Source organism: Actinokineospora sp. UV203 (genome assembly GCF_056323665.1).
The window spans coordinates 3,727,535-3,748,087 of the sequence record NZ_CM150484.1; the positions used below are offsets into that span (position 1 = coordinate 3,727,535).

Genomic DNA, 20,553 nt, shown 5'->3' on the forward strand with positions numbered 1-20,553 from the left:
TCTTCGGAAATAGGGCCTGAGTACAGCAAGAGGGAACTTGTCAACCCCCGCCCGCACCATCATGTGGCCGCTGACCTGCGGAGACGGTTACGCCTCCCCTCTCGTCGACAAGCAGGCACGTGTTAAGATGACTACAGCGAAAGGGGCAGAGGACACATGGTTTTCAAGGTCGGAGAGACCGTCGTCTACCCGCACCACGGTGCCGCACTCATCGAAGCGATCGAGACCCGCGTGATCAAGGGCGAGGAAAGGCAGTACCTCGTCCTCAAAGTCGCGCAGGGTGACCTCACGGTTCGCGTCCCCGCAGACAACGCCGAGATCGTCGGCGTGCGGGATGTCGTGGGCCAGGAGGGCCTCAATCGCGTCTTCGACGTGCTGCGCGCGCCTCACACCGAAGAGCCGACCAACTGGTCGCGTCGGTACAAGGCCAACCTTGAGAAGCTCGCCTCCGGCGATGTGAACAAGGTTGCCGAAGTGGTGCGAGACCTCTGGCGGCGTGAGAAGGATCGAGGCCTTTCCGCAGGTGAGAAGCGGATGTTGGCCAAGGCTCGCCAGATACTGGTCAGCGAGTTGGCGCTGGCCGAAGGCACCGACGAAGACAAGGCTGAGGTTCTGCTCGACGAGGTCCTGTCAACCGCAACAGTCTGATTTGCACGTCCCGACCGGGCAGCTCGGCGGAGACCTGGCCCGATTGAGATGTGCATGACATCCCCTGGGATCGCCGTCCGGAGCCGGGCATGAGCACTGTGGCGCTCGTGCCCGCCGCTGGACGTGGCGAGCGGCTCGGCTTCGGTATGCCGAAGGCGTTCGTCCCGGTCCGAGGGACAGCTCTCCTCGCACATGCCGTGCGCGGCCTGCTTGACGCGGGTTGCGTGCGGCATGTCGTCGTCGCGGCCCCGCCCGCCGAGCTCGCCGCGACAGCCGCCCTGCTCGACGCCGCCGGGCTGCCCGCCATGGTCGTGGCCGGTGGAGTCGACCGCACGGCATCGGTCGGGCTCGCCCTGAGACACGCGCTACAGGTGATCCCGGACACCCGGGTCGTGCTGGTCCATGACGCGGCGCGGGCCTTCACACCGCCCTCGGTGATCCAGGCCGTGGTCGCCGCCGTCGAAGCGGGAGCGCGGGCGGTGATCCCGGTGCTGCCCATGGCCGACACGGTCAAACAGGTCGACCCGTCCGGCACCGTCCTCGCCACTCCCGACCGGGCCGGGCTGCGCGTGGTGCAGACCCCACAGGGCTTCGACGCCGCGACCTTGGCCGAGGCCTATGCGGCGGCGGGCCACTCCGCGACCGACGACGCCGGGTTGGTCGAAAAACTCGGGATAGCGGTCACGACCGTGCCCGGACACCCATATGCGATGAAAATCACAACCCCATTCGACCTCGCGATCGCTGAGGCCGTGTTGGCCGCCCAGGAGGGCCAGTGAGAGTCGGTATCGGCACCGACGTCCACCCGATCGAAGCCGGCCGCGCCTGCTGGGTCGCCGGTCTGCTGTGGGACGGCGTCGACGGCTGCGAGGGCCACTCCGACGGCGACGTCGCCGCCCACGCCCTCTGCGACGCGCTGCTGTCGGCGGCGGGGCTCGGCGACCTCGGCGCGGTCTTCGGCACCGGCGACCCTCGTTGGGCGGGCGCGTCGGGGGTGACTTTGCTCGCCGAGGTCCGGCGGCTGCTGGACGAGTCCGGCTGGCGGGTGGAGAACGCGGCCGTGCAGGTGATCGGGAACGCCCCCAAGATCGGCACCCGCCGGGCGGAGGCTCAGGAGGTCTTGTCGACGGCCGTCGGCGGCCCCGTGTCGGTCTCGGGCACCACGACGGACGGCTTGGGCCTGACCGGCCGCGGCGAGGGCATCGCCGCGATCGCCACGGCGCTGATCACCCAACCGCGGCAAACCTGACGCAGCGTTCCCGTCCGCATCTCGCGCCGCCACGCCTCTCATCCCACGCTCCAGCTGAACCACCCGATCGCTCGCGACCGGGAGCACACTGGGGCGGACGACGTGAGAGGAGCCGACATGGCGCTGCGGATCAAGCATCATCTCGGTGCGGCGGTGTCCGACCTCCGCTATGAACCCGTCGCTTTCCGGACCCGCGCCCACCTCGCCGACTCGGTAGTCGTGGACACCTGGGCCGCCGTCCTGGTGTGGGAACCGCGGCGACTGGTCCCGGTCTACGCGGTGCCGGTCGGCGACATCCGCGGCCAGGTCGTTCCCTCGGAGCCGCAACCGCCGCCCCCTGACCTCGCGGCGCTCCCACCGATGCTGGGCCCGGCCGACTTCGGACTCCACACCTGCGCCGGGACGGTCGTCGACCTCGTCGTGGACGGGGTGACCCTTCGCGGGGTCGGGTTCGTTCCCGCCGACCATGACCTCACCGGGATGGTGGTCCTCGATTTCGCCGCCTTCGACTCGTGGTGGGCTGAGGAGCAGGAGACCGTCGGCCACGCGCACGATCCCTTCAAGCGGATCGAGGTGCTGACCAGCTCGCGGCACGTGGAGGTCTCGCACGTCGGGATCATGCTGGCGGCAGGCGACCGCCCGAAGCTGCTGCTCGAGACCCACCTGCCGCCGCGGTGGTATTTCCCGCCGGACCACGTCGAGATGGATCTCCTGGTGCCGAGCGACACCAGGACGACCTGCGCCTACAAGGGTCACGCGTCGTACTTTTCGGTGGCGGGCAAGAACCCGGCGGGCGTGGACATCGCGTGGCGGTATCTCGACCCGCTGCACGACGCCGAACCGGTCCGGGACTACGTCTGCTTCTGGGCCGAACGCACCGATCTCGTCGTCGACGGTCAGCCCCGACAGCGACCCGTGACGCCGTGGTCACGTCCCGAGGAGCAGAGCGCCGCCGACCCCGACCGGCTCGAATTCGGCTGAGCGAGGGCCGGCCGGCAGATAACCGGCAGGTTTTGGCAGACCTCGGTGGGCTAAGTTGGGCGCCGTGGCCATCCGTGGCGTGCTGCTCGATTACTCCGGCACCTTGTTCCGTCTGGAACCGGGTGCCGCGTGGGTGCACGGGCTGGTGGGCCACGACGGCGCCGCGCTCGACGAGGTCGCCCAGGACGCGTTGCTGGTGGGGTTGACCGCGCCGGTCGGGCCGTCCGCGCATCTGCCCGCCGAGTTTCGCGACGACTGGGAGCGGCGCGACCTCGACCCCAATGTCCACCGCTCCGTCTATATCGCGGCGTTGCGGGCGGCGGGGCTGGATCTGGGCCCGGGGGTGGCCGAGACGCTCTACGAGCGCATTCGCGAGCCGCGTTCCTGGGTTCCCTACCCGGACACGGCCGCCGCGTTGCGCGCGCTCAAAGACGCCGGAATCCCGGTCGCGGTCGTCAGCAATATCGCGTGGGACGTCCGCGGCGCTTTCGAGGCGCGCGGGATCGCCGACCTGGTCGACGAATACGTCCTGTCCTACGCCGAGGGCGTGGTCAAGCCCGACCCGAAGATCTTCCTGGTGGCCTGCGAACGCCTCGGTGTCGAACCGGACCGGGCGCTGATGATCGGCGACAGCGTCGAGGCCGACGGAGCCGCCGTCGCGCTCGGCTGTCGGTTCGAGCGGGTGGAGCCGCGGCCGACTCAGGCGCGCCCCGACGCGCTGATCAGCGCGTTGCGAACATGCGGGATCGCGGGCTGACCGTCAGGTCGCCCCCGCAATAGCCGTACCATTTCCCCGGTAAGAATTGATTCCCTCAGGAGAATGCCGTGTCCCTGCACATCTTCGACAGCGCCACCCGCGGTCAGCGTGAGTTCACGCCGCTGAAGGACGGGGCCGCATCGATCTACGTGTGTGGGGCGACGGTCCAGGGAATCCCGCATATCGGCCACGTCCGCAGCGGCCTGAACTTCGACGTGCTGCGCCGCTGGCTGACCCACACCGGCCACGACGTGACGCTGGTCCGCAACGTCACCGACATCGAAGACAAGATCATCAACAAGGCCGCGGAAGCGGGTAGGCCCTGGTGGGAGTGGGCGGCGACGCACGAACGGGCCTTCGACGAGGCCTACGGCGTGCTCGGCTGCCTGCCGCCGACGATCCAGCCGCGCGCGACCGGGCACATCACCCAGATGGTCGAACTCATGCAGCGGCTGATCGACGCAGGCCACGCGTACGCCGCCGATGGCGACGTCTACTTCTCGGTGCCCTCGTACCCCGCCTACGGCGAGCTGTCCGGCCGACCGCTCGACGACTGGACGCAGGGCGAGTCCACGCTGCGCGGCAAGCGCGACCACCACGACTTCACGCTGTGGAAGAGCGCGAAGCCCGGTGAGCCGTCGTGGCCGTCGCCGTGGGGCCGCGGCCGCCCCGGCTGGCACCTGGAGTGCTCGGCGATGGCGGCGATGTACCTGGGCCCGGAGTTCGACATCCACGGCGGTGGCATCGACCTGGTGTTCCCGCACCACGAGAACGAGCAGGCCCAGTCGCGCGCGGCCGGTGACGGGTTCTCGCGCTACTGGATGCACAACGCGTGGGTCACCATGAGTGGCGAGAAGATGTCGAAGTCGCTGGGCAATGTGGTGTCGATCCCGGAGATGATCAACCGGGTTCGGCCGCAGGAACTGCGCTACTACCTGGTCGGCCCGCACTACCGGTCGATGATCGAGTACTCCGAGGCGGCGCTCGAAGAGTCGGTGCGCGCGTACCAGCGCGTAGAATCATTCCTGCGCAAGATCACCCAGCGCACCGGGGTCGTGGGAATCGCCGAGCCGAACGCCGAGTTCGCCGCCGCGATGAACGCCGACCTGGCCACTCCGGCCGCCCTCGCGGCGGTGCACAACGCCGTGCGCGTCGGCAACACCGCGCTCGACGACGGCGACGACAACGCCGCCCGTGAGGCGGCCGCCACGGTGCGTGGGATGACCGAGGTCCTCGGCCTCGACCCGCTGTCCGAGCGGTGGAGCGACAGCTCCACTGTGGACACCGGATTGCGTTCAGCGGTGGCCGCGCTGGTAGAGGACTTGCTCGAAGAGCGTCAGCGAGCACGGGCGAACAAGGACTTCGCCCTCGCCGACGCGATCCGAGACCGCCTGCTCAACGCGGGCGTCGCCGTCGAGGACACCCCCGGCGGTCCGTTGTGGACAGTTAAGGACTGACGTGGCAGGCAATTCCAAACGCCAAGGCGCGATGCGCAAGCCGGGCTCCAAGAAGGGCCCGGTCGTCGGCTCCGGCGGTCAGCGACGCAAGGCGTTGGAGGGCAAGGGCCCGACGCCGAAGGCCGAGGAGCGCCCCGGCCATCACGCGTACCGCAAGGCGAACGCCTCGGCCAAGCGTGAGCAGCGGTCGAAGGACAAGCCCACCAGCGAGCTGGTGGCGGGCCGCAACCCGGTAGTGGAGTGCCTGCGCGCCCAGATCCCGGCGACGGCGCTGTACGTGGCGATCGGCATCGACACCGACGACCGGGTCGCGGACGCCGTGCGCATGGCCGCCGACCGGGGCATCTCGGTGCTGGAGGTCTCGCGTCCGGAGCTCGACCGGCTGACCGGCATGGCGATGCACCAGGGCCTGGGCCTGCAGGTCCCGCCGTTCGAGTACGCCCACCCCGACGACCTGCTCGAGGCGGCGCGGTCCACCGACGAGCCGCCGCTGATCGTGGCGCTCGACGGCGTCACCGACCCCCGCAACCTCGGCGCGGTCATCCGCTCCGCGGCGGCGTTCGGCGCGAACGGTGTGCTGCTTCCGCAGCGCCGCAGCGCGGGCATCACCGCCGTCGCATGGCGCACGAGCGCGGGCACGGCGGCGAAGATCCCGGTCGCCATCGCCACGAACCTCACCCGTGAGCTGCGGGCGCTGGCGAGCCAGGGCCTGATGATCATCGGGTTGGACGCCGACGGCTCGATGGAACTCGACGACCTGCACCTGGCCACGTCGCCGCTGGTCGTGGTCGTCGGCTCCGAGGGCCGGGGCCTGTCGCGCCTGGTCAAGGAGGCCTGCGACGCGACGATCTCGATCCCGATGTCGGCGGGCGTGGAGTCGCTCAACGCCTCCGTCGCCGCCGGTGTCGTGCTGGCCGAGGTCGCGCGCCGTCGTCGGGCCGCGGGCCGCGTCTGACCGACGTCGCAGCCGGGATCCACCGAGGTGAGAACCCTCACCGGATCCCGGCTTCCGACTGCCGGTTCCCGACGGTCGGCTAGGGTCGCTGGCGTCGTGGGGTCGAGGGGGCCAAGGGATGTCGTTCGCCAGTCCGTTGTTCCTATGGTTCTTCACGCCCGTGGTCCTGGTGGCCGTCCTGCTCTCCCCCAGACACTGGCGCAACGGGGTCGTCGCCGGGGCCAGCCTGCTGTTCTACGCGGCGGGCGCGGGTCCCACGACGCTGCTGCTGCTCGCCTGCATGGTGGTCAACTTCGCCGCCGGGCACTACCTCGAACCCGATGAGGGGGACACCCACCAAAAGCGGCGGCGCAGGCTGCTCTTCGGTGTCGTCGGGTTCGACGTCGCGGTGCTGGTGGTGTGGAAGTACGCGGGGTTCGCGACCGAGCAGCTGGCCGGGTTCGCCCGGCTGCTCGGCGGCGACTTCCCGGTCGTGCACCTGCTGCTGCCGATCGGCATCTCGTTCTACACGTTCCACCACATCTCTTACGTGGTCGACATCTACCGCGGCGAACGCCCGGCGCTGCGCAAGCCGGTCGCGTTCGTCACCTACATCGCGATGTTCCCGCAGCTGGTGGCCGGGCCGATCGTGCGGTACCGGGAGATCGCCGACCAGCTCCCCCAGCCGCGCACCCACCGGCTCGACGACGTGGCGTCCGGGTTCCCGCGGTTCGCCTTGGGGCTGTGCAAGAAAGTCATCATCGCCGATTCGCTGAGCCCGCTTGTCGAGCAGTGCTTCGCCACGCCCGCCGACCAGATGACCTTCGCCGTGGCCTGGCTGGGCGCGATCACATACACGCTGCAGCTGTACTTCGACTTCTCCGGGTATTCGGACATGGCGATCGGGCTGGGCCGGATGCTCGGCTTCCGGCTGCCGGAGAACTTCGCCCGGCCGTACTCGTCGGTCACGATCACGGAGTTCTGGCGGCGCTGGCACATGTCGCTATCGCGCTGGTTCCGCGACTACGTCTACATCCCCTTGGGCGGCAACCGTTCCGGCGCGGCCAAGACGTACCGGAACCTGTGCGTGGTCTTCGTGCTCACCGGCCTGTGGCACGGCGCGAACTGGACGTTCCTGGTGTGGGGAATGTTCCACGGCGCCCTGCTGATCATCGAACGCGGCTACGGCCTCGACCGCGCCCCCACCGACCCACTGCGCCGCGTCGGCCGCCGGGCCCTGACGGTCGCGCTGGTGGTGTTCGGCTGGGTGTTCTTCCGCGCGGCCGACCTCGGGCAGGCGCTGGTCATGATCGGCCACATGCTGCTGCCGGACTTCTCCGGCCTCACCGACCAGGTGGACGCGGCACTGGGCAACCAGGTCCTGGTGGTGCTGCTGGTGGCCCTGGCGATCCTTTTCATGCCCGCGTCGCCGGTCACCGGCCCGATGCTGGAGTCCTCCCGCGGCCGCACGGCCACGGTGCTGCGGGCGGCGGTCATGGGGCCGGGCCTGCTGTGGGCCACGATCCTGGTCGCCACGGGCACGTTCAGCCCGTTTTTGTACTACCAGTTCTAGGGTCACGACAGCTGACAACATGCCCCCGCTGCTCCCGGTCCTCGCCGAATTGGACGGGATGGCACCCGTGGAGACCGAACCCGGGGTGATTGCCGGCGGTGTTCGGCGCGTGCAGGACAGCAAACTGCGGCGCGCGTTCGAACAACACGCGGTTCGCGAAGTCACGCGCTACTACCTCGATCGTGGTGCGACGCACGTCGAGGAACTCGGCAAGCCATATGACTTGCGGGTTCGATCTCGTCGTGGTCGACCGGATCAGCGTGCGGGCTCCGGACGAGCGCAGGCTCGCCCCGACCAAGTACAGACGTTGGACGCGCCGACGGGTGCTTGATCCGTTCTGCTCACCCCGTGAGCATTCCGCAGCACAGAATGGGCCGGTCACTCGTTCGGATACTCCGGGTGCGTGCGATCCTCAACCGCGCGCGATGGACGGAGGGGTTGTGGACTGGCGAGCAATTCTCGACGACTTCGGCGCGCACTGGCACATCTATGTGTCCATGCCGTTCATCGCGGCGATCATCGGGTACATCACCAAGCGCGCGGCCATCGAAATGATGTTCAAGCCGCTGGAGTTCGTCGGTGTCGGCTACCTCGGCTGGCAGGGGGTCATCCCGCGCAACTCGCATCGGATGGCGTCCACCGCGATGGAGTTGATGACGACCAACCTGATCGATCCGAAGGAGATCTTCGCCCGGCTCGACCCGAAGAAGGTCACCGAGGAGTTGCGCGAGCCGATCTCCCGCGCGGTCGACGAGATCACCCGCGAGCTGCTCGCCCAGTACCAGCCCAACCTGTGGGAGCTGATGCCGCAACAGGCACAGCGCTTGGTGCTCTCCCGGGTGCAGGCGGAGGCGCCGCGGATTGTCGAGAAGCTGATGCGGGAGCTGTCGGCGAACATCGAGGACGTGCTCGACGTCAAGGACATGGCCGTGCGCAACCTGGTGCGCGACAAGGCCATGCTCAACCGGCTGATTCGCGATACCGCGCAGCCGGAGATGCGGTTCATCGCGATGTCCGGCATCTACTTCGGGTTCATCATCGGGCTGGTCCAGCTCGTCGCCTGGGCGTTGACCAAGAACCCGTGGATCATGCCGATCTTCGGTGGGCTCACCGGCTGGCTGACCGACTGGCTCGCCCTCAAAATGATCTTCTTCCCGCGGCAGCCGAAGAAGTTCTTCGGCATCGGCTGGCAGGGCATGTTCCAGAAGCGCCGGATGGAGGTCGCCCACGACTACGGCGACCTGATCGCCAAGGAGATCATGACGGTCCGCAACGTCATGGAGGCCGTGCTGACCGGCCCCAAGTCGGACCGGCTCTACGCGATGATCCAACGCGAGGTCCAGCGCGCGATCGACACCCAGACCAGCATCGCGAAGCCGTTCGTGGTGGCCGCGGTGGGCTCACGCAAGTACCAGGAGATGAAGCACGAGGCCGCCCGCAAGGCGATCGAGCGCATCCCGGACACGCTGCGCCACGTCGAGTCCTACGCGACCGACGCCCTCGACATCCGCAACACCATCATCAAGCAGATCCAGCAGCTGACCCCGCTGCAGTACGAGGGCCTGCTGCGGCCCGCGTTCAAACAGGACGAGTGGAAGCTCATCGCGGTCGGCGCGATCATCGGGTTCCTCGTGGGTGAACTGCAGGTCCTGCTGGTGCTGCACTAATCTACCGACAGGTAGATAAGGGAGGGCGTCCTGATCCTCGACGATTTCGCCGCCCACTGGCCGGTGTACGTGTCGATGCCGTTCATCGCGGCGGTCATCGGCTACGTCACCAAACGCGCCGCCATCGAGATGATGTTCCGCCCCCTGCGCTTTGTGGGGATCTGGGATCCGTTCCTGGGCTGGCAGGGCGTGGTGCCGCGCAACTCTGCACGGATGATCCGGACGTCGGCGCAGCTGATCACCGGCAAGCTCATCGACCCGCAGGAGATCGCCGACCGGCTCGACCCGGATGAGGTGGCCCGGCAGATCCAGGGCCCGCTGCTGATGACGATCGACGAGATCGCCCGCGACGTCATGGAGCGCTACCACCCGCAGCTGTGGGAGATGCTGCCCGTGCTGGCTCAGGACCTGATCATCAAGCAGGTCCAGGCGGGCGCGCCGGTCATGGTCCGCAAGATCATGCACGAGATCCGCACCAACATCGGCGAGGTCCTCGACGTCGAACAGGTCGCGGTGAGCGCCCTGGAGCGCGACAAGGAGCTGCTGGTCCGGCTCACCCGCGACATCTCGCGGCCGGAGATGTCCTTCATCGCCCGCTGCGGCATCTACTTCGGCCTCGCACTCGGCGTGGTGCAGACCTTCGTGTGGGCGCTGACGCGCGAGCCGCTGATCCTGCCGATCTTCGGCGCGACCATCGGCTGGATCACCGACTGGCTGGCCATCAAGCTGGTGTTCTTCCCCCGCGAACGGCGCCGCATCCTGGGCATCTTCCCATTCCAGGGCGTCTTCCAGCGCCGCCGACTCGAAGTCGCCCGCCAATACGGCGACTTGGTCGCCCGCGAGGTCATGACGGTCCCGAACATCATCGACGGCGTCCTGCGCGGCCCGAAGTCCGACCGGCTGCTCACCATGATCCAGCGAATCGTCCAGAAGACCGTCGACGAGCAGGCAAGCATCGCCAAGCCGTTCGTCGCCGTCGCTGTGGGCACGCGCCGCTTCCAGGAAATGAAGCACGCCGCGGCCGACAAGGCGATGACCTATCTCGACCACACCGCGTTGCAGGCCGAGCCGTACGCGAGCAAGGCGCTCGACATCGGCAACACCATCGCGGAAAAGATGAACCGCCTCACCCGCGAGGAATACGAGGGCCTACTGCGTCCCGCGTTCCGCCAGGACGAGTGGAAACTGATCGCGGTCGGCGCCGCCATCGGAGCCATGGTCGGCGAGCTGCAGGTGCTGTTGCTACTGGGCTAGTTGGCGGCGTGAGCGGCTGATTCCCCAGCAAACCAAATAGATCAAAAACGAGATCGCCGTGACGAACGCGCTCACCGGAGCCCCCGGTGCCAGCGACAGCAAGATCCCGCCCACCGCTGAGACAACAGCGAACAACACCGAAAGCAACGTCGCCCGCAGCGGACTGGCCGTCACCCGACAAGCCGCGGCCGCGGGTGTCACCATCAGCGCCAACACCAGCAGCGACCCAACAGTCCGCACACCCAACGCCGTGGCGACACCCACCAGCACCGCGAACACCAGCGCCAGCATCGTCGTCGGCACCCCGCGAGCCTGAGCGACCGCCGGGTCGACGCTCGCGAAGAGCAGCGGCCGGTAGATCACCGCGAGCACCGCGAACACCCCGACCGCGCAGCCGATCAGCAGCGTGAGGCTGGCGAAGTCCTGGCCGACGATCTGGCCGGTGAGCAGCCCGAACTTGTTCGATGACCGCCCCTTGTAGAGCCACAGCATCAGCACGCCGATGCCGAGCCCGAACGCGAGCACGACCCCGATCACCGAGTCGTAGTCGGAGCTGCGGCGCGACAGCAGACCCAGGACCAGCGCCGCGACGATGGCACCGGCCAGCGCGCCGCCGCCGGTGTCCCAGCCGAGCAGCAGGGCGGCCGCGCCGCCGGTCAGCGCGAGTTCGCTCGTGCCGTGCACGGAGAAGGCCATGTTCCGGCTGACGATCAGCGGCCCGAGCACGCCCGCGAGCAGGCCGAGCACGAGCGCGGCGAACAGGGCGGCGACGACGAAGTCGTAGCGGAGCAGCTGGGCGGTCAGCTCGAAGTCGAAGAACTTGTCCATCAGTGCTCCGCGTGGTGGTGCGGGTTGTCCTCGCACAGGTCGCTGTGGGCGCCGATGACGTGGATCTGGCCGCCGACGCGCACAACCTCGACCTTGGTGCCGTAAAGCTCGGTGAGCGTCCGGGACGTCATGACTTCCTCGGGCGAGCCGACCCGGAAGCGGCCGTCGACGAGGTAGAGCACCCGGTCGACCAGCGGCAGGATCGGGTTGATCTCGTGGGTCACGAACAGCACCGCGGTGCCTGCCGACCGCCTGCGCTCGTCGATCAGCCTGCTGACGGCGGCCTGGTTCGCGAGGTCGAGCGACAGGAGCGGCTCATCACAGAGCAGCACCCGGGGGTCGTTGACCAGTGCCTGGGCGACGCGCAGCCGCTGCTGTTCGCCGCCGGAGAGGAGCCCGACCGGCCGGTCGCCGAACGCCGTGGCACCGACCTCGGCCAGCGCGTGGTCGACCTTGCGAGCCCGCTCGCCGCGGCCGGCGAAGCCGATACCCCAGCGGTGGCCGTCGAGACCGAGGCCGATGAGGTCGCGTCCGCGCAGCGCGAGCGTCGGGTCGAGCGCGCGCTGCTGCGGGATGTAGCCGATGCGCCGGTTGCCTTTGCCGGGGGCGGCGCCCGCGACTCGAACGGTTCCGCTGGAAAGCTTCTGCAGCCCGAGCAGCACCCGCATGAGACTGGTCTTCCCGGACCCGTTGGGGCCCAGGACGGCGATGAACTCGCCGGGTCGCACGTCCAGGTCGAGGCCGTCCCACAGCACGCGGTCGCCATAGGACAGTCGTGCCCCGGACATGGAGACGACACTGGCCACGCCGTCCGGTAAGGACGGCGTGGCCGTGCGCGCGCTGCGGTCTACGGTCATGCCTTCGCCAGGGCTCCCGCGAGTGAGTCGACCTGCTTTGTCATCCAGTCAAGGTAGTCGGTGACGCCCTCGGGGAGGCTCTCGGTCATGGTCACGATCGGGATGCCGGCGGCGGCGGCCTTGTCCTTGATGGACTTGGTCACCGGGGTCTCGGTCTGCTCGTTGTAGATCAGCGCGGCGACCTGCTTGCCGGTGACCAGTGCCTCGGTCTCGGCGATGGCGGCGGCCGGCGGGTCGGTCTCCTCCTCGACGGCCTCGGTGAACTCCTTTGGCGTGGCGTCGGCCAGGCCGGCGTGGGCCAGCAGCAGGCCGGCGACAGGCTCGGTGGCGGCGACCTTCGTGCCGGGCTTGGCCGCGCCGATGGCCTCGGCCTTCTTCTCGAGTTCCTTGAGCTTGCCGCCGAATGCGGTGGCGTTCGCGGTGAACTTGTCCTTGTGCTCCGGCGCGATGGCGCCCAGTTCGGCGGCCAGCTTCTCGGCCACCCCGTGCACGGTCTCGAAGTCGTACCAGACGTGCTCGTTGGCGTGGTCGTGCTCGCCCTCGGCGGGCGCGGCCTCGGCGGACTTCGTCTCCGACGGCGCGTGCTCGTCCTTGTGTTCCAACTCGACGGCGACGATCTTGCGCAGATCGCCGCCCGCGTTGACCGCCAGGGTGGCGAAGAAGTCGTCGTAGCCGCCGCCGTTGGACAGGGCGAGCTTGGCGCCCTGGAAGGCGGCCGCGTCGGCGGGCTTGGCCTCGTAGCCGTGCGGGTCGCCCGTGCTGCCGCTGATGATCGACCGCACCGACACCAGGTCGCCGCCCACGGCCCGCACGACGCTCGCCCACACCTCGGTCGAGGTGACCACCGAGACCTTGCCCTGCTCAGCGGCGGGCGGGCTGGTGGTCGTCGAGCAGGCCGACACGCCCACGACGGCGAATGCCGCCAGCCCGGCCACGACCGTGACGGACCGTGAGGGAGAGAAGGTCATCGGAAGCACTCCTGTGGGCTATCGGTGGGTACGACGACAATGGAAACCGTTGTCGATTCGCAGCATACGTCACCACATTCCCGCTTGAACACCCGAGCGGGTGACGCTGTGCACAGGTGGCGCGGAGGCCGGACTTCTGCAATTGGTTCTGAACCGTTACGGTCAGCCCATGGCGCGGTCTATGCATGTGCGACGACCAGCGACGCTGGCGTCGCTGGCAGCGGAACTCGGGGTGTCCCGCACCACGGTGTCCAATGCCTACAACCGGCCCGATCAGCTCTCCCCAGAGCTGCGGCGCCGAGTCCTGGAGACCGCTCGGCGGCTCGGCTATCCCGGGCCCGACCCGGTCGCCCGGTCCCTGCGGACCCGCAAGGCGGGCGCGGTCGGACTGCTGCTCACCGAGAACCTCTCCTATGCCTTCCGCGACCCCGCGGCGCTGGGCTTTCTGGAGGGCCTGGCCTTGGCCTGCGAGGTCGCGGGCCAGGGGCTGCACCTCGTGCCGGTCAACCCGGAACGCGAGGACGTCGCCGCCGTGCACCGCGCGGGTGTCGACGGCTTCGTCGTCTACTCGGTACCGGATGACGACCCGCACCTCGCGGCGGTCCTGTCGCGACCGGTGCCCACCGTCGTGGCCGACCAGCCCACGGTGGACGGTGTCGACCGCGTCGGCATCGACGACCGCGGCGCGATCATGGGCCTAGCCCAGCAGCTGATCACCCTCGGCCACCGCAAGGTCGGCGTCATCTGCATGCGCCTGGCCCGCGACCGCAACGACGGCTTCGCGCCGGTCGAGCGGCAGAAGACCGCGCACTTCCACGTCCAGCGCACCCGCCTGGCAGGCCTGTCCGAGGCCTTCACCAAGGTCGGTGTCGACTGGAGCCGCGTCCCCGTCGTCGAACGCTTCGACCACAGCACCGCCAGCGGCGCCACGGCCGCGGCGCAGCTGCTCGACGCGGACCGCGACGTCACGGCCTTGATCTGCACCTCGGACATCCTGGCCCTCGGCGCCTTGGCCGAGGCCAAGCGGCGCGGGCTGCGGGTGCCGCAGGACCTGACGATCACCGGCTTCGACGGCATCGCCGAAGGCGAGCGGCTCGGGCTGACGACCGTCCGGCAGCCGGTGCTGGAGAAGGGCAAGGCGGCCGGGAAGCTGCTGCTGGCCTCCCCCGACCCGACCCGCCCGCGGGAGATCACCCTTCCGACCGAGCTGATCCTGGGCGCGACGTCGGCCGCCCCGCGCACCGCCGAGGAGCGCTGGTTCGGTCCGTGACCGAACGTCCACAGGAGACGGGGCACGTGCCCCGTCTCTTGTGGTTCAGCGAGGCGTGAGGACCAGCGGGACCACGGGTCCGACAAGACCGCCCAGTTTGGGTGTCACCGCGTAGGTGCCCGCCGGGACCGCGGACCGCTTCGACGGGCAGCCCGGGGCCGAGGTGCGGCCCGCCCAGCTCACGTCGTACTGCTTGCGCTCGCCCGGCCGCAGGATTGTCGGCTCGGCGCCCTTGGGCGAGTAGCAGTCGTTGCTCGACCAGATCCGGGTGGCCCCGTCCGGCGTGGTGATCAGCAGCTCCCGCAGCTCATGCCCCAGGTCTCGGGTGCAGGGAACGGCACCGGAGTTGACCACCACGAGACTCAGCTTCGGCCGCTGTCCGACCCGATACGACGGCGCACCCAGCTCGACGGTGACCGCGGTGGCGGCGTCCGGGCACGGCTGGTTCGGGTCCGGGGGCGGCGCGGGCGGCGGGGCCGGGCTCTCCGCCGCGGAACTGGTCGGCGCCGCGCTCGACGAGGACGCGGGCGGGCTCGACACCGTGGACGGCGGAGCGCTGGCCGGAACCTGTGCCGCCGCCCCTTGAACCTGCGGTTCCTCGTCGGACCCGATCAGGCCACTGATGAGCCACACCAGCAGGACCACGCCGAGCACTGCCCCGGCGCCGGCCAGCGCTCGTCTGCGCAGGTAAACGCTGCGGGAGTCGGCTTCGGGTGGGTCGATCATCGCCAAAACGGTAATCCCGCCGCTACCCACCGCCACGGATTCGCGGTAACCCGATCGGGGTGTGTCGCAGCGGACAGGCTCCACTATCAGTGAGATTCGTCTATTCCCCCTTGTTCGGGGGTGGGAGTGACGTTCCAATCACTGGGCACACGCTCCACCTGACCTGGAGGTTTCCCATGGCCGCCATCGACGACCTGCTCCAGCGCCATCTGGATGGGCCCGACCACGGTGCCCCGAACATCCTCACGCCCGTCCCCAGCCTGCACTTGGCGGTCGTGACCTGCATGGACGCTCGCATCAAGGTGTTCGACGTCTTCGGCCTCAAGCACGGCGAGGTCCACATCATGCGCAACGCGGGCGGGATCGTCACCGACGACGTGATCCGGTCGCTGTCGATCAGCCAGCGCAAGCTCGGCACCCGCGAGGTGATCGTCATGCAGCACACGCTGTGCGGCCTGTCCCAGATCACCGACGACGACTTCAAGAACGACCTGGAGGCCGACACCGGCCTGCGCCCGCCGTGGGCCGTGGAGGCGTTCCGCGAGGTCAAGGACAGCGTGCGCCAGTCCGTCGAGCGGGTCCGCCGCAGCCCCTTCGTGCCACACCGGGACGCGGTGCGCGGCTTCATCTACGACGTCAACAACGCCGCTCTGACCGAGGTGGACTAACTTCGGCGGACGATGGACGTCCACGCCGTAGTCGACTGGTTCGACGCCAACGCCCGCGATCTCGCCTGGCGTGCCCCCGGCACCACCGGGTGGGGCGTGCTGGTCAGCGAGATCATGCTGCAGCAGACCCCCGTGGCCAGGGTCGAGCCGATCTGGCTGACCTGGATGGCCCGCTGGCCCGTGCCCTCCGCGCTCGCCGCAGAGAGCCAAGGCGAGGTGGTCCGCGCCTGGGGCAAGCTCGGCTACCCCCGCCGGGCGCTGCGGCTGCACGCCGCGGCCGGGGTGATCGCCGCCGAGCACGGCGACGTGGTGCCCGCCGATGTGGACACCCTGCTCGCGCTGCCCGGCATCGGCGCCTACACCGCCCGCGCGGTGGCCGCGTTCGCCTACGGCCTGCGCGCGCCGGTGGTCGACACCAACGTCCGCCGGGTCGTCGCCCGCTCCGTCCACGGCACGGGTGAGGCCGGGCCGCCGTCGACCACCCGGGACCTCGCCGACGTCGACGCCCTGCTGCCCGCCGACCACGCCACCGCGGCGCGCGCGTCGGCCGCGCTGATGGAGCTGGGCGCGGTCGTCTGCACGGCCCGTTCACCCCGCTGTGTGGATTGTCCGGTGCTGTCCACCTGCGCCTGGCAGCGTGCGGGCCGCCCGGCCTACACCGGCCCTTCCAAGGCTCCGCAACGGTTCGCGGGCACCGACCGGCAGGTGCGCGGGCTGCTCCTCGACGTGCTTCGCGGGTCGGCCGAGCCCGCCGCCAAGTCGCGCTTGGACCTGGTTTGGGCTGACAGTGGTCAACGAGACCGGTGCCTCGACTCGCTGTTGGTCGACTGCCTGGTCGAGCAGACCGCTGACGGACTGTTCGCGTTGCCCGGCGAACATTGACCCTTGGGAGGTCGAGTTGGCACTCACCCGCCGCGACCTGTGCCGAACCGGTGCGACCCTGGGACTGGCCGGTTCCGCCCTGTCCGTGACCACGTTCACCGCCACCGCCGACGACACCAAGCCGAAGGTCTGGACGACCGCCGAATGGGCGGCCCGCCCGCCGAAAGAGTCGATCGAGGTGCTCGCCCGGACACCCGCGTACATCGTCGTACACCACACGGCGACGAAGAACAGCGAGGACCTGAGCAAGGAGCAGGCTTTCAAGCTGTCGCGGGCCATCCAGAACTACCACATGGACAGTCGCGGGTGGATCGACACCGGCCAGCAGTTCACCAACAGCCGGGGCGGGCACCTGACCGAGGGGCGGCACCGCAGCCTCGAGATCGTCCGTGACGGCGCGCACCACGTCCGGGGCGCCCATGTGGCCAACCGCAACAGCGAGGTCATCGGCATCGAGAACGAGGGGACCTATACGACCGTCGACATGCCCGAGGCGCAGTGGAACTCGCTGGTCGACCTGGTCACGTTCATCGCCCGGCAGTACAAGATCAAGCCATCCGAGATCCGCGGCCACCGCGATTTCGCCAACACCCAGTGCCCCGGCGATTTGCTTTATAAGCGGCTGCCGGAACTGCGCAAGATCGTCGGCGACCGGCTCGCCGTGCCGGTCACCCAGCCCGAGCGCTGGCCGCTGCTGCAACCCGGTGACACAGGGCCTCGCGTTCTGGCCGCCCAACACCTGCTGCGCGACCGAGGTGAGCGCGACGTGCCGACGGACGGCGTCTTCGGCCCGTCGACGTTCGCCGCGATGAGCCGCTTCGCGCGAAGCGTCGGATTGCCCAACGAGCCCTGCTACGCCACCGCGGTCGCCGACGAGAGCGGCCTGATCGGCGCCGCCGCGTGGCCGCTGCTGATCCGGCAGGTCGACCCGCACGGCGACAGCGACGCGGCGAAGGCGGCACGCGCGCTGTCGGCGGGTGGGACGGTCGTCGAGACGCAGGACTGGCGGACGCTGCTCGACGGGTAGCCGGCACGATCTCGGCCATGGCGCAGGGTGTCGTTTTGACGTTCGATCCGAAGGCCGACGGCCAGGTCCGGGACCTGTGGGCGAAGCTGGACGCGGCCGGGCTGCCTGCGGTGCGCAAGTTCCCGCCGCACCTGACGCTGGCGATGGCCACGGACATCCCGGCCAAGACCCGGGCCGCGCTGAAAAGCGACCTGCGGATGCTGGCCGTGCCGAACATCGGGCTCGAAGCGCTGTCGACGTTCTCGTCGACGGAGAACGTCCTGATGCTCGCCGCGGTGACCGACGGCGAACTGCTGGCGGTGCACTCGGCGGTGCACGACGTGCTCGCGGGCCGGGTCCGCAACCCGAGCGCCTACTACTTGCCGGGCGCGTGGATGGCGCACTGCACCTTGGTCCACGGGGTCACGCGGGAGCACTTGGTCGCGGGATTCGACGCCCTGTTCCCGGTCACCCCGATCCGGGTCCGGGCGCGACAGATCGCCGTGATGGACACCGCGAGCAACGAGATCGACGTGTTGGTCGAGCTTTAGCGGTTCAAGACCTCAGAGAGGAACGCCTCGACGGCTCCACGGTAGGTGTCGGGGGCGTCGTTGTGGACGACGTGGCCTGCGCCTTCGACGATCAGGTGTCTGCCGTCGGCGCGCTTGGCGATCTCCGCCTGCTGGCCGGGCGGCATCATCGAGTGCTCCGCCTCGATCGCCAGCAGCGGGCACCGCACCTTCTCAACCAGGTCCCAGTAGTCCCGTTCGCCCCATTCGCCCGCGATCTCGAACAGGTCGTCGATCGAAGCGATGAGCCGGTAGCCGCCGTCGCGTTCCTCCACGCACTCCGCGAAGTACGGCCCCAGAGCGCCGAAGAACTCGTGCACGTGGCCGAGCGACGGGAACGGCGTCGGCCAGGCGTCGAACATCGCCCGCCAGCCGTCGGCGGTGCGGCCGCGCAGGTCGACGGCCATGTCCTCGACGACGACCGCGCGGACGAGATCGGGGTGCTCGGCGGCGGCCCCGAGGGCGTGCAGGCCGCCCATGGAGTGTCCGATCACGACGGACGGGCCGAGTTCGGAAAGGACATCAGCGACATCCCCGACGAAATCGGGCGTGCGCCAGTGGCCGCCGCGATGTGGGTTGCGCCCGTGGCTGCGGGCGTCGACGCCGACGACCCGGCCGTACGCGGTCAGCCACCGCGCCACCGGCCACCACGTGCTCGCCCGGCCCATCAGACCGTGCAGCAGCAGGATCGGCTGACCCGCACCACCGAACTCGACCAGCATGGGCCCGAGTCTGCCGGAAGCAACCCCGGCTACACAGCTTGCCCGCCATGATGGACTCATCCCCTATGGCTGGAGTGTCCTGGATGTACTCGGTTGTCCGCGTGTGCTGCGTTCTGCTCGCGGCGGTGGCCTTCACCGCCTGCACGAACGCGCCCGAACCGAGTTCGCCCGCGCCGTCGTCACCCCTCGGCTCGGCCCAGGTGGCGCCGCCGTCGGCCGACGGCATCGGCGACCCGTACTACCCGAACGACGGCAACGGCGGCTACGACGTCGAGGGGTACGCGGTGTCGCTGAGCTACGACCCGGCGACGAAGGTGCTCGACGGCGACACGGTGGTCACCTCGACCGCGTCGGACGCGCTGTCGACGTTCAACCTGGACCTGCTCGGGTTCGAGGTGTCGGCGGTCGAGGTCGACGGCAAGCCCGCCAAGTTCGAGCGCGAGGGCAAGCACGAGCTGGTGGTCACCCCGGCGGCCGAGGTCGCCAAGGGCGCGAAGTTCGCCACCCGGGTCCGCTACCAGGGCGAGCCGCAGCCGAGCGAGGACAAAGGCCTCGGCGCCGGTGGCTGGCAGATCTCCCAATCCGGCGGCGCGTTCGCGGCCGGTGAGCCGCACGCGGCGAGCCACTGGTTCCCGGTCAATGACCACCCGAGCGACAAGGCCACGTTCCGGCTGTCCGCGCGGGTGCCCGATGGGTGGAGCGTGATCTCCAACGGCCGCGAGGAGCCCCCGGTCGCCGCGAGCGGCTGGACGACCTTCACGTGGGTCGAGCCGAACCGGCTGGCCACGTACCTGACCACGATCGGCATCGACAAGTGGACCTTCGAGCGGTCCACGCTGGCGAGCGGGACGCCGGTGGTCAACGCGTACGCGCCCGGGACCGAGGACAAGAAGGCGGTCCAGGCGCGGATGCCCGAAGTCTTGGACTTCCTGAGCGCCAAGTTCGGCGCGTACCCGCAGAGCGCGGCGGGCGGGATCTACCTCAACGAGAACATCGGCTTCTCGCTGGAGACCCAGGGCAGGCCCGTCTACGCGAAGTGGGCGGAGCTGGAGGTCGTGGTCCACGAGCAGGCCCACCAGTGGTTCGGCAACGCCGTGTCGGTGAAGACGTGGGCCGATATCTGCCTCAACGAGTGCTTCGCCTCGTACGCGCAGTGGATGTGGGCGGAGGCCAAGGACCAGGCGAACCTCGACGACCGGTACCGCACGCAGGTCGCGCGCAACCACGACCGTGAGCGCTACTGGAACCGCAAGCTCTACGACATGGGCGCGGGCAACGAGTTCACCGCCGTCTACGACAAGGGCCAACTCGCGCTGCACGCGCTGCGCAGGCAGATCGGCGACCCGGCGTTCGACCGGCTGCTCAAGGACTGGATCGCCAAGCACAAGGACAGCAACGCCGGCTGGCCCGACTTCGAGAAGCTGGCGGGCGAGGTCTCCGGCCAAGACCTGACGGCGTTCTTCGACGCCTGGTTCCGCTCGGCGAGCCAGCCCGCCGACGAGTTCCTCTACCCGGGCAGCCTCCGCAAGTAGATTCG

General features: G+C 69.3%; 21 protein-coding genes. 16 read left to right on the forward strand and 5 right to left on the reverse strand.

All coding sequences use genetic code 11. The features are described 5' to 3' along the window. The first annotated feature begins 156 nt into the window (after positions 1 to 156). From ACUZ2Y_RS17595 to ACUZ2Y_RS17640, 10 genes are all read left to right on the forward strand, one after another. The gene (locus tag ACUZ2Y_RS17595) at positions 157 to 648 is read left to right on the forward strand and encodes a CarD family transcriptional regulator (RefSeq protein WP_476320157.1); all 492 of its coding nucleotides are present in this window, start codon (positions 157 to 159) and stop codon (positions 646 to 648) included. Between the two features lie 89 nt (positions 649 to 737). Continuing rightward, positions 738 to 1,427: a 2-C-methyl-D-erythritol 4-phosphate cytidylyltransferase gene (ispD, locus tag ACUZ2Y_RS17600; protein WP_476320160.1), complete on the forward strand. Its 690-nt coding sequence runs from the start codon at positions 738 to 740 to the stop codon at positions 1,425 to 1,427. Further along, on the forward strand, positions 1,424 to 1,897 hold the full coding sequence (gene ispF / locus ACUZ2Y_RS17605) for a 2-C-methyl-D-erythritol 2,4-cyclodiphosphate synthase (RefSeq protein ID WP_476320162.1): 474 nt from the start codon (positions 1,424 to 1,426) through the stop codon (positions 1,895 to 1,897). Before ispD ends, ispF begins: the two co-directional genes overlap by 4 nt. Before the next feature lie 117 nt (positions 1,898 to 2,014). Further along, entirely contained in the window at positions 2,015 to 2,878 is an 864-nt protein-coding gene (locus tag ACUZ2Y_RS17610) for a DUF427 domain-containing protein (protein ID WP_476320165.1), read from the forward strand. A 64-nt stretch (positions 2,879 to 2,942) separates the two neighbouring features. After that, the gene (locus ACUZ2Y_RS17615; RefSeq protein ID WP_476320168.1) at positions 2,943 to 3,635 is read left to right on the forward strand and encodes an HAD family hydrolase; all 693 of its coding nucleotides are present in this window, start codon (positions 2,943 to 2,945) and stop codon (positions 3,633 to 3,635) included. A gap of 68 nt (positions 3,636 to 3,703) precedes the next feature. Next, a complete protein-coding gene (gene cysS / locus ACUZ2Y_RS17620; protein ID WP_476320170.1) occupies positions 3,704 to 5,092 on the forward strand; it encodes a cysteine--tRNA ligase in 1,389 nt (462 codons plus the stop codon). 1 nt (position 5,093) lies between these two features. Next, positions 5,094 to 6,047 carry a 23S rRNA (guanosine(2251)-2'-O)-methyltransferase RlmB gene (rlmB, locus tag ACUZ2Y_RS17625; RefSeq protein WP_476320173.1) on the forward strand — a complete coding sequence of 318 codons (954 nt, stop codon included), beginning with the start codon at positions 5,094 to 5,096 and terminating at the stop codon, positions 6,045 to 6,047. A gap of 118 nt (positions 6,048 to 6,165) precedes the next feature. Continuing rightward, positions 6,166 to 7,599, forward strand: a complete 1,434-nt coding sequence (locus ACUZ2Y_RS17630; RefSeq protein WP_476320175.1) for an MBOAT family O-acyltransferase — start codon at positions 6,166 to 6,168, stop codon at positions 7,597 to 7,599. 440 nt (positions 7,600 to 8,039) lie between these two features. Then, on the forward strand, positions 8,040 to 9,266 hold the full coding sequence (locus ACUZ2Y_RS17635) for a DUF445 domain-containing protein (RefSeq protein ID WP_476320178.1): 1,227 nt from the start codon (positions 8,040 to 8,042) through the stop codon (positions 9,264 to 9,266). A gap of 75 nt (positions 9,267 to 9,341) precedes the next feature. After that, entirely contained in the window at positions 9,342 to 10,520 is a 1,179-nt protein-coding gene (locus tag ACUZ2Y_RS17640; RefSeq protein ID WP_476320180.1) for a DUF445 domain-containing protein, read from the forward strand. Here ACUZ2Y_RS17640 and ACUZ2Y_RS17645 read toward each other — a convergent pair. The 3 genes from ACUZ2Y_RS17645 to ACUZ2Y_RS17655 form a co-directional block, all read right to left on the reverse strand. Beyond that, positions 10,509 to 11,348 carry a metal ABC transporter permease gene (locus ACUZ2Y_RS17645; RefSeq protein ID WP_476320182.1) on the reverse strand — a complete coding sequence of 280 codons (840 nt, stop codon included), beginning with the start codon at positions 11,346 to 11,348 and terminating at the stop codon, positions 10,509 to 10,511. The genes ACUZ2Y_RS17640 and ACUZ2Y_RS17645 overlap by 12 nt on opposite strands. Beyond that, positions 11,348 to 12,136, reverse strand: coding sequence for a metal ABC transporter ATP-binding protein (locus ACUZ2Y_RS17650; RefSeq protein ID WP_476331898.1), 789 nt, complete (start codon positions 12,134 to 12,136; stop codon positions 11,348 to 11,350). Before ACUZ2Y_RS17650 ends, ACUZ2Y_RS17645 begins: the two co-directional genes overlap by 1 nt. 65 nt (positions 12,137 to 12,201) lie before the next feature. Next, positions 12,202 to 13,173, reverse strand: a complete 972-nt coding sequence (locus ACUZ2Y_RS17655) for a metal ABC transporter solute-binding protein, Zn/Mn family (protein ID WP_476320184.1) — start codon at positions 13,171 to 13,173, stop codon at positions 12,202 to 12,204. Positions 13,174 to 13,342: 169 nt separating this feature from the next. Here ACUZ2Y_RS17655 and ACUZ2Y_RS17660 point away from each other — a divergent pair, with 169 nt between their 5' ends. Further along, positions 13,343 to 14,443 carry a LacI family DNA-binding transcriptional regulator gene (locus ACUZ2Y_RS17660; RefSeq protein ID WP_476320187.1) on the forward strand — a complete coding sequence of 367 codons (1,101 nt, stop codon included), beginning with the start codon at positions 13,343 to 13,345 and terminating at the stop codon, positions 14,441 to 14,443. Between the two features lie 45 nt (positions 14,444 to 14,488). Here the strand turns inward: ACUZ2Y_RS17660 and ACUZ2Y_RS17665 are convergent, their stop codons facing one another. Beyond that, positions 14,489 to 15,169: a hypothetical protein gene (locus ACUZ2Y_RS17665; protein ID WP_476320189.1), complete on the reverse strand. Its 681-nt coding sequence runs from the start codon at positions 15,167 to 15,169 to the stop codon at positions 14,489 to 14,491. 176 nt (positions 15,170 to 15,345) lie between these two features. Between ACUZ2Y_RS17665 and ACUZ2Y_RS17670 the strand changes: the two genes are divergently transcribed. The 4 genes from ACUZ2Y_RS17670 to ACUZ2Y_RS17685 are packed head-to-tail and all read left to right on the forward strand — an operon-like array spanning position 15,346 to position 18,276. After that, positions 15,346 to 15,837: a beta-class carbonic anhydrase gene (locus ACUZ2Y_RS17670; RefSeq protein ID WP_476320191.1), complete on the forward strand. Its 492-nt coding sequence runs from the start codon at positions 15,346 to 15,348 to the stop codon at positions 15,835 to 15,837. A gap of 12 nt (positions 15,838 to 15,849) precedes the next feature. After that, positions 15,850 to 16,719 (forward strand): HhH-GPD family protein, encoded by an 870-nt coding sequence (locus tag ACUZ2Y_RS17675; protein WP_476320193.1) that lies wholly within the window; start codon positions 15,850 to 15,852, stop codon positions 16,717 to 16,719. A gap of 16 nt (positions 16,720 to 16,735) precedes the next feature. Beyond that, complete coding sequence (locus ACUZ2Y_RS17680) at positions 16,736 to 17,746, forward strand: peptidoglycan recognition protein family protein (RefSeq protein ID WP_476320195.1); 1,011 nt, start codon at positions 16,736 to 16,738, stop codon at positions 17,744 to 17,746. A 17-nt stretch (positions 17,747 to 17,763) separates the two neighbouring features. Beyond that, positions 17,764 to 18,276 (forward strand): 2'-5' RNA ligase family protein, encoded by a 513-nt coding sequence (locus ACUZ2Y_RS17685; protein WP_476320197.1) that lies wholly within the window; start codon positions 17,764 to 17,766, stop codon positions 18,274 to 18,276. Here the strand turns inward: ACUZ2Y_RS17685 and ACUZ2Y_RS17690 are convergent. Continuing rightward, the gene (locus ACUZ2Y_RS17690) at positions 18,273 to 19,016 is read right to left on the reverse strand and encodes an alpha/beta fold hydrolase (RefSeq protein ID WP_476320199.1); all 744 of its coding nucleotides are present in this window, start codon (positions 19,014 to 19,016) and stop codon (positions 18,273 to 18,275) included. The two genes, ACUZ2Y_RS17685 and ACUZ2Y_RS17690, sit on opposite strands and share 4 nt — an antisense overlap. A gap of 65 nt (positions 19,017 to 19,081) precedes the next feature. On the opposite strand from ACUZ2Y_RS17690, the gene ACUZ2Y_RS17695 reads away from it, so the two are divergent. Then, entirely contained in the window at positions 19,082 to 20,548 is a 1,467-nt protein-coding gene (locus ACUZ2Y_RS17695) for a M1 family metallopeptidase (protein ID WP_476320201.1), read from the forward strand. The last annotated feature ends 5 nt before the right edge of the window (positions 20,549 to 20,553 follow it).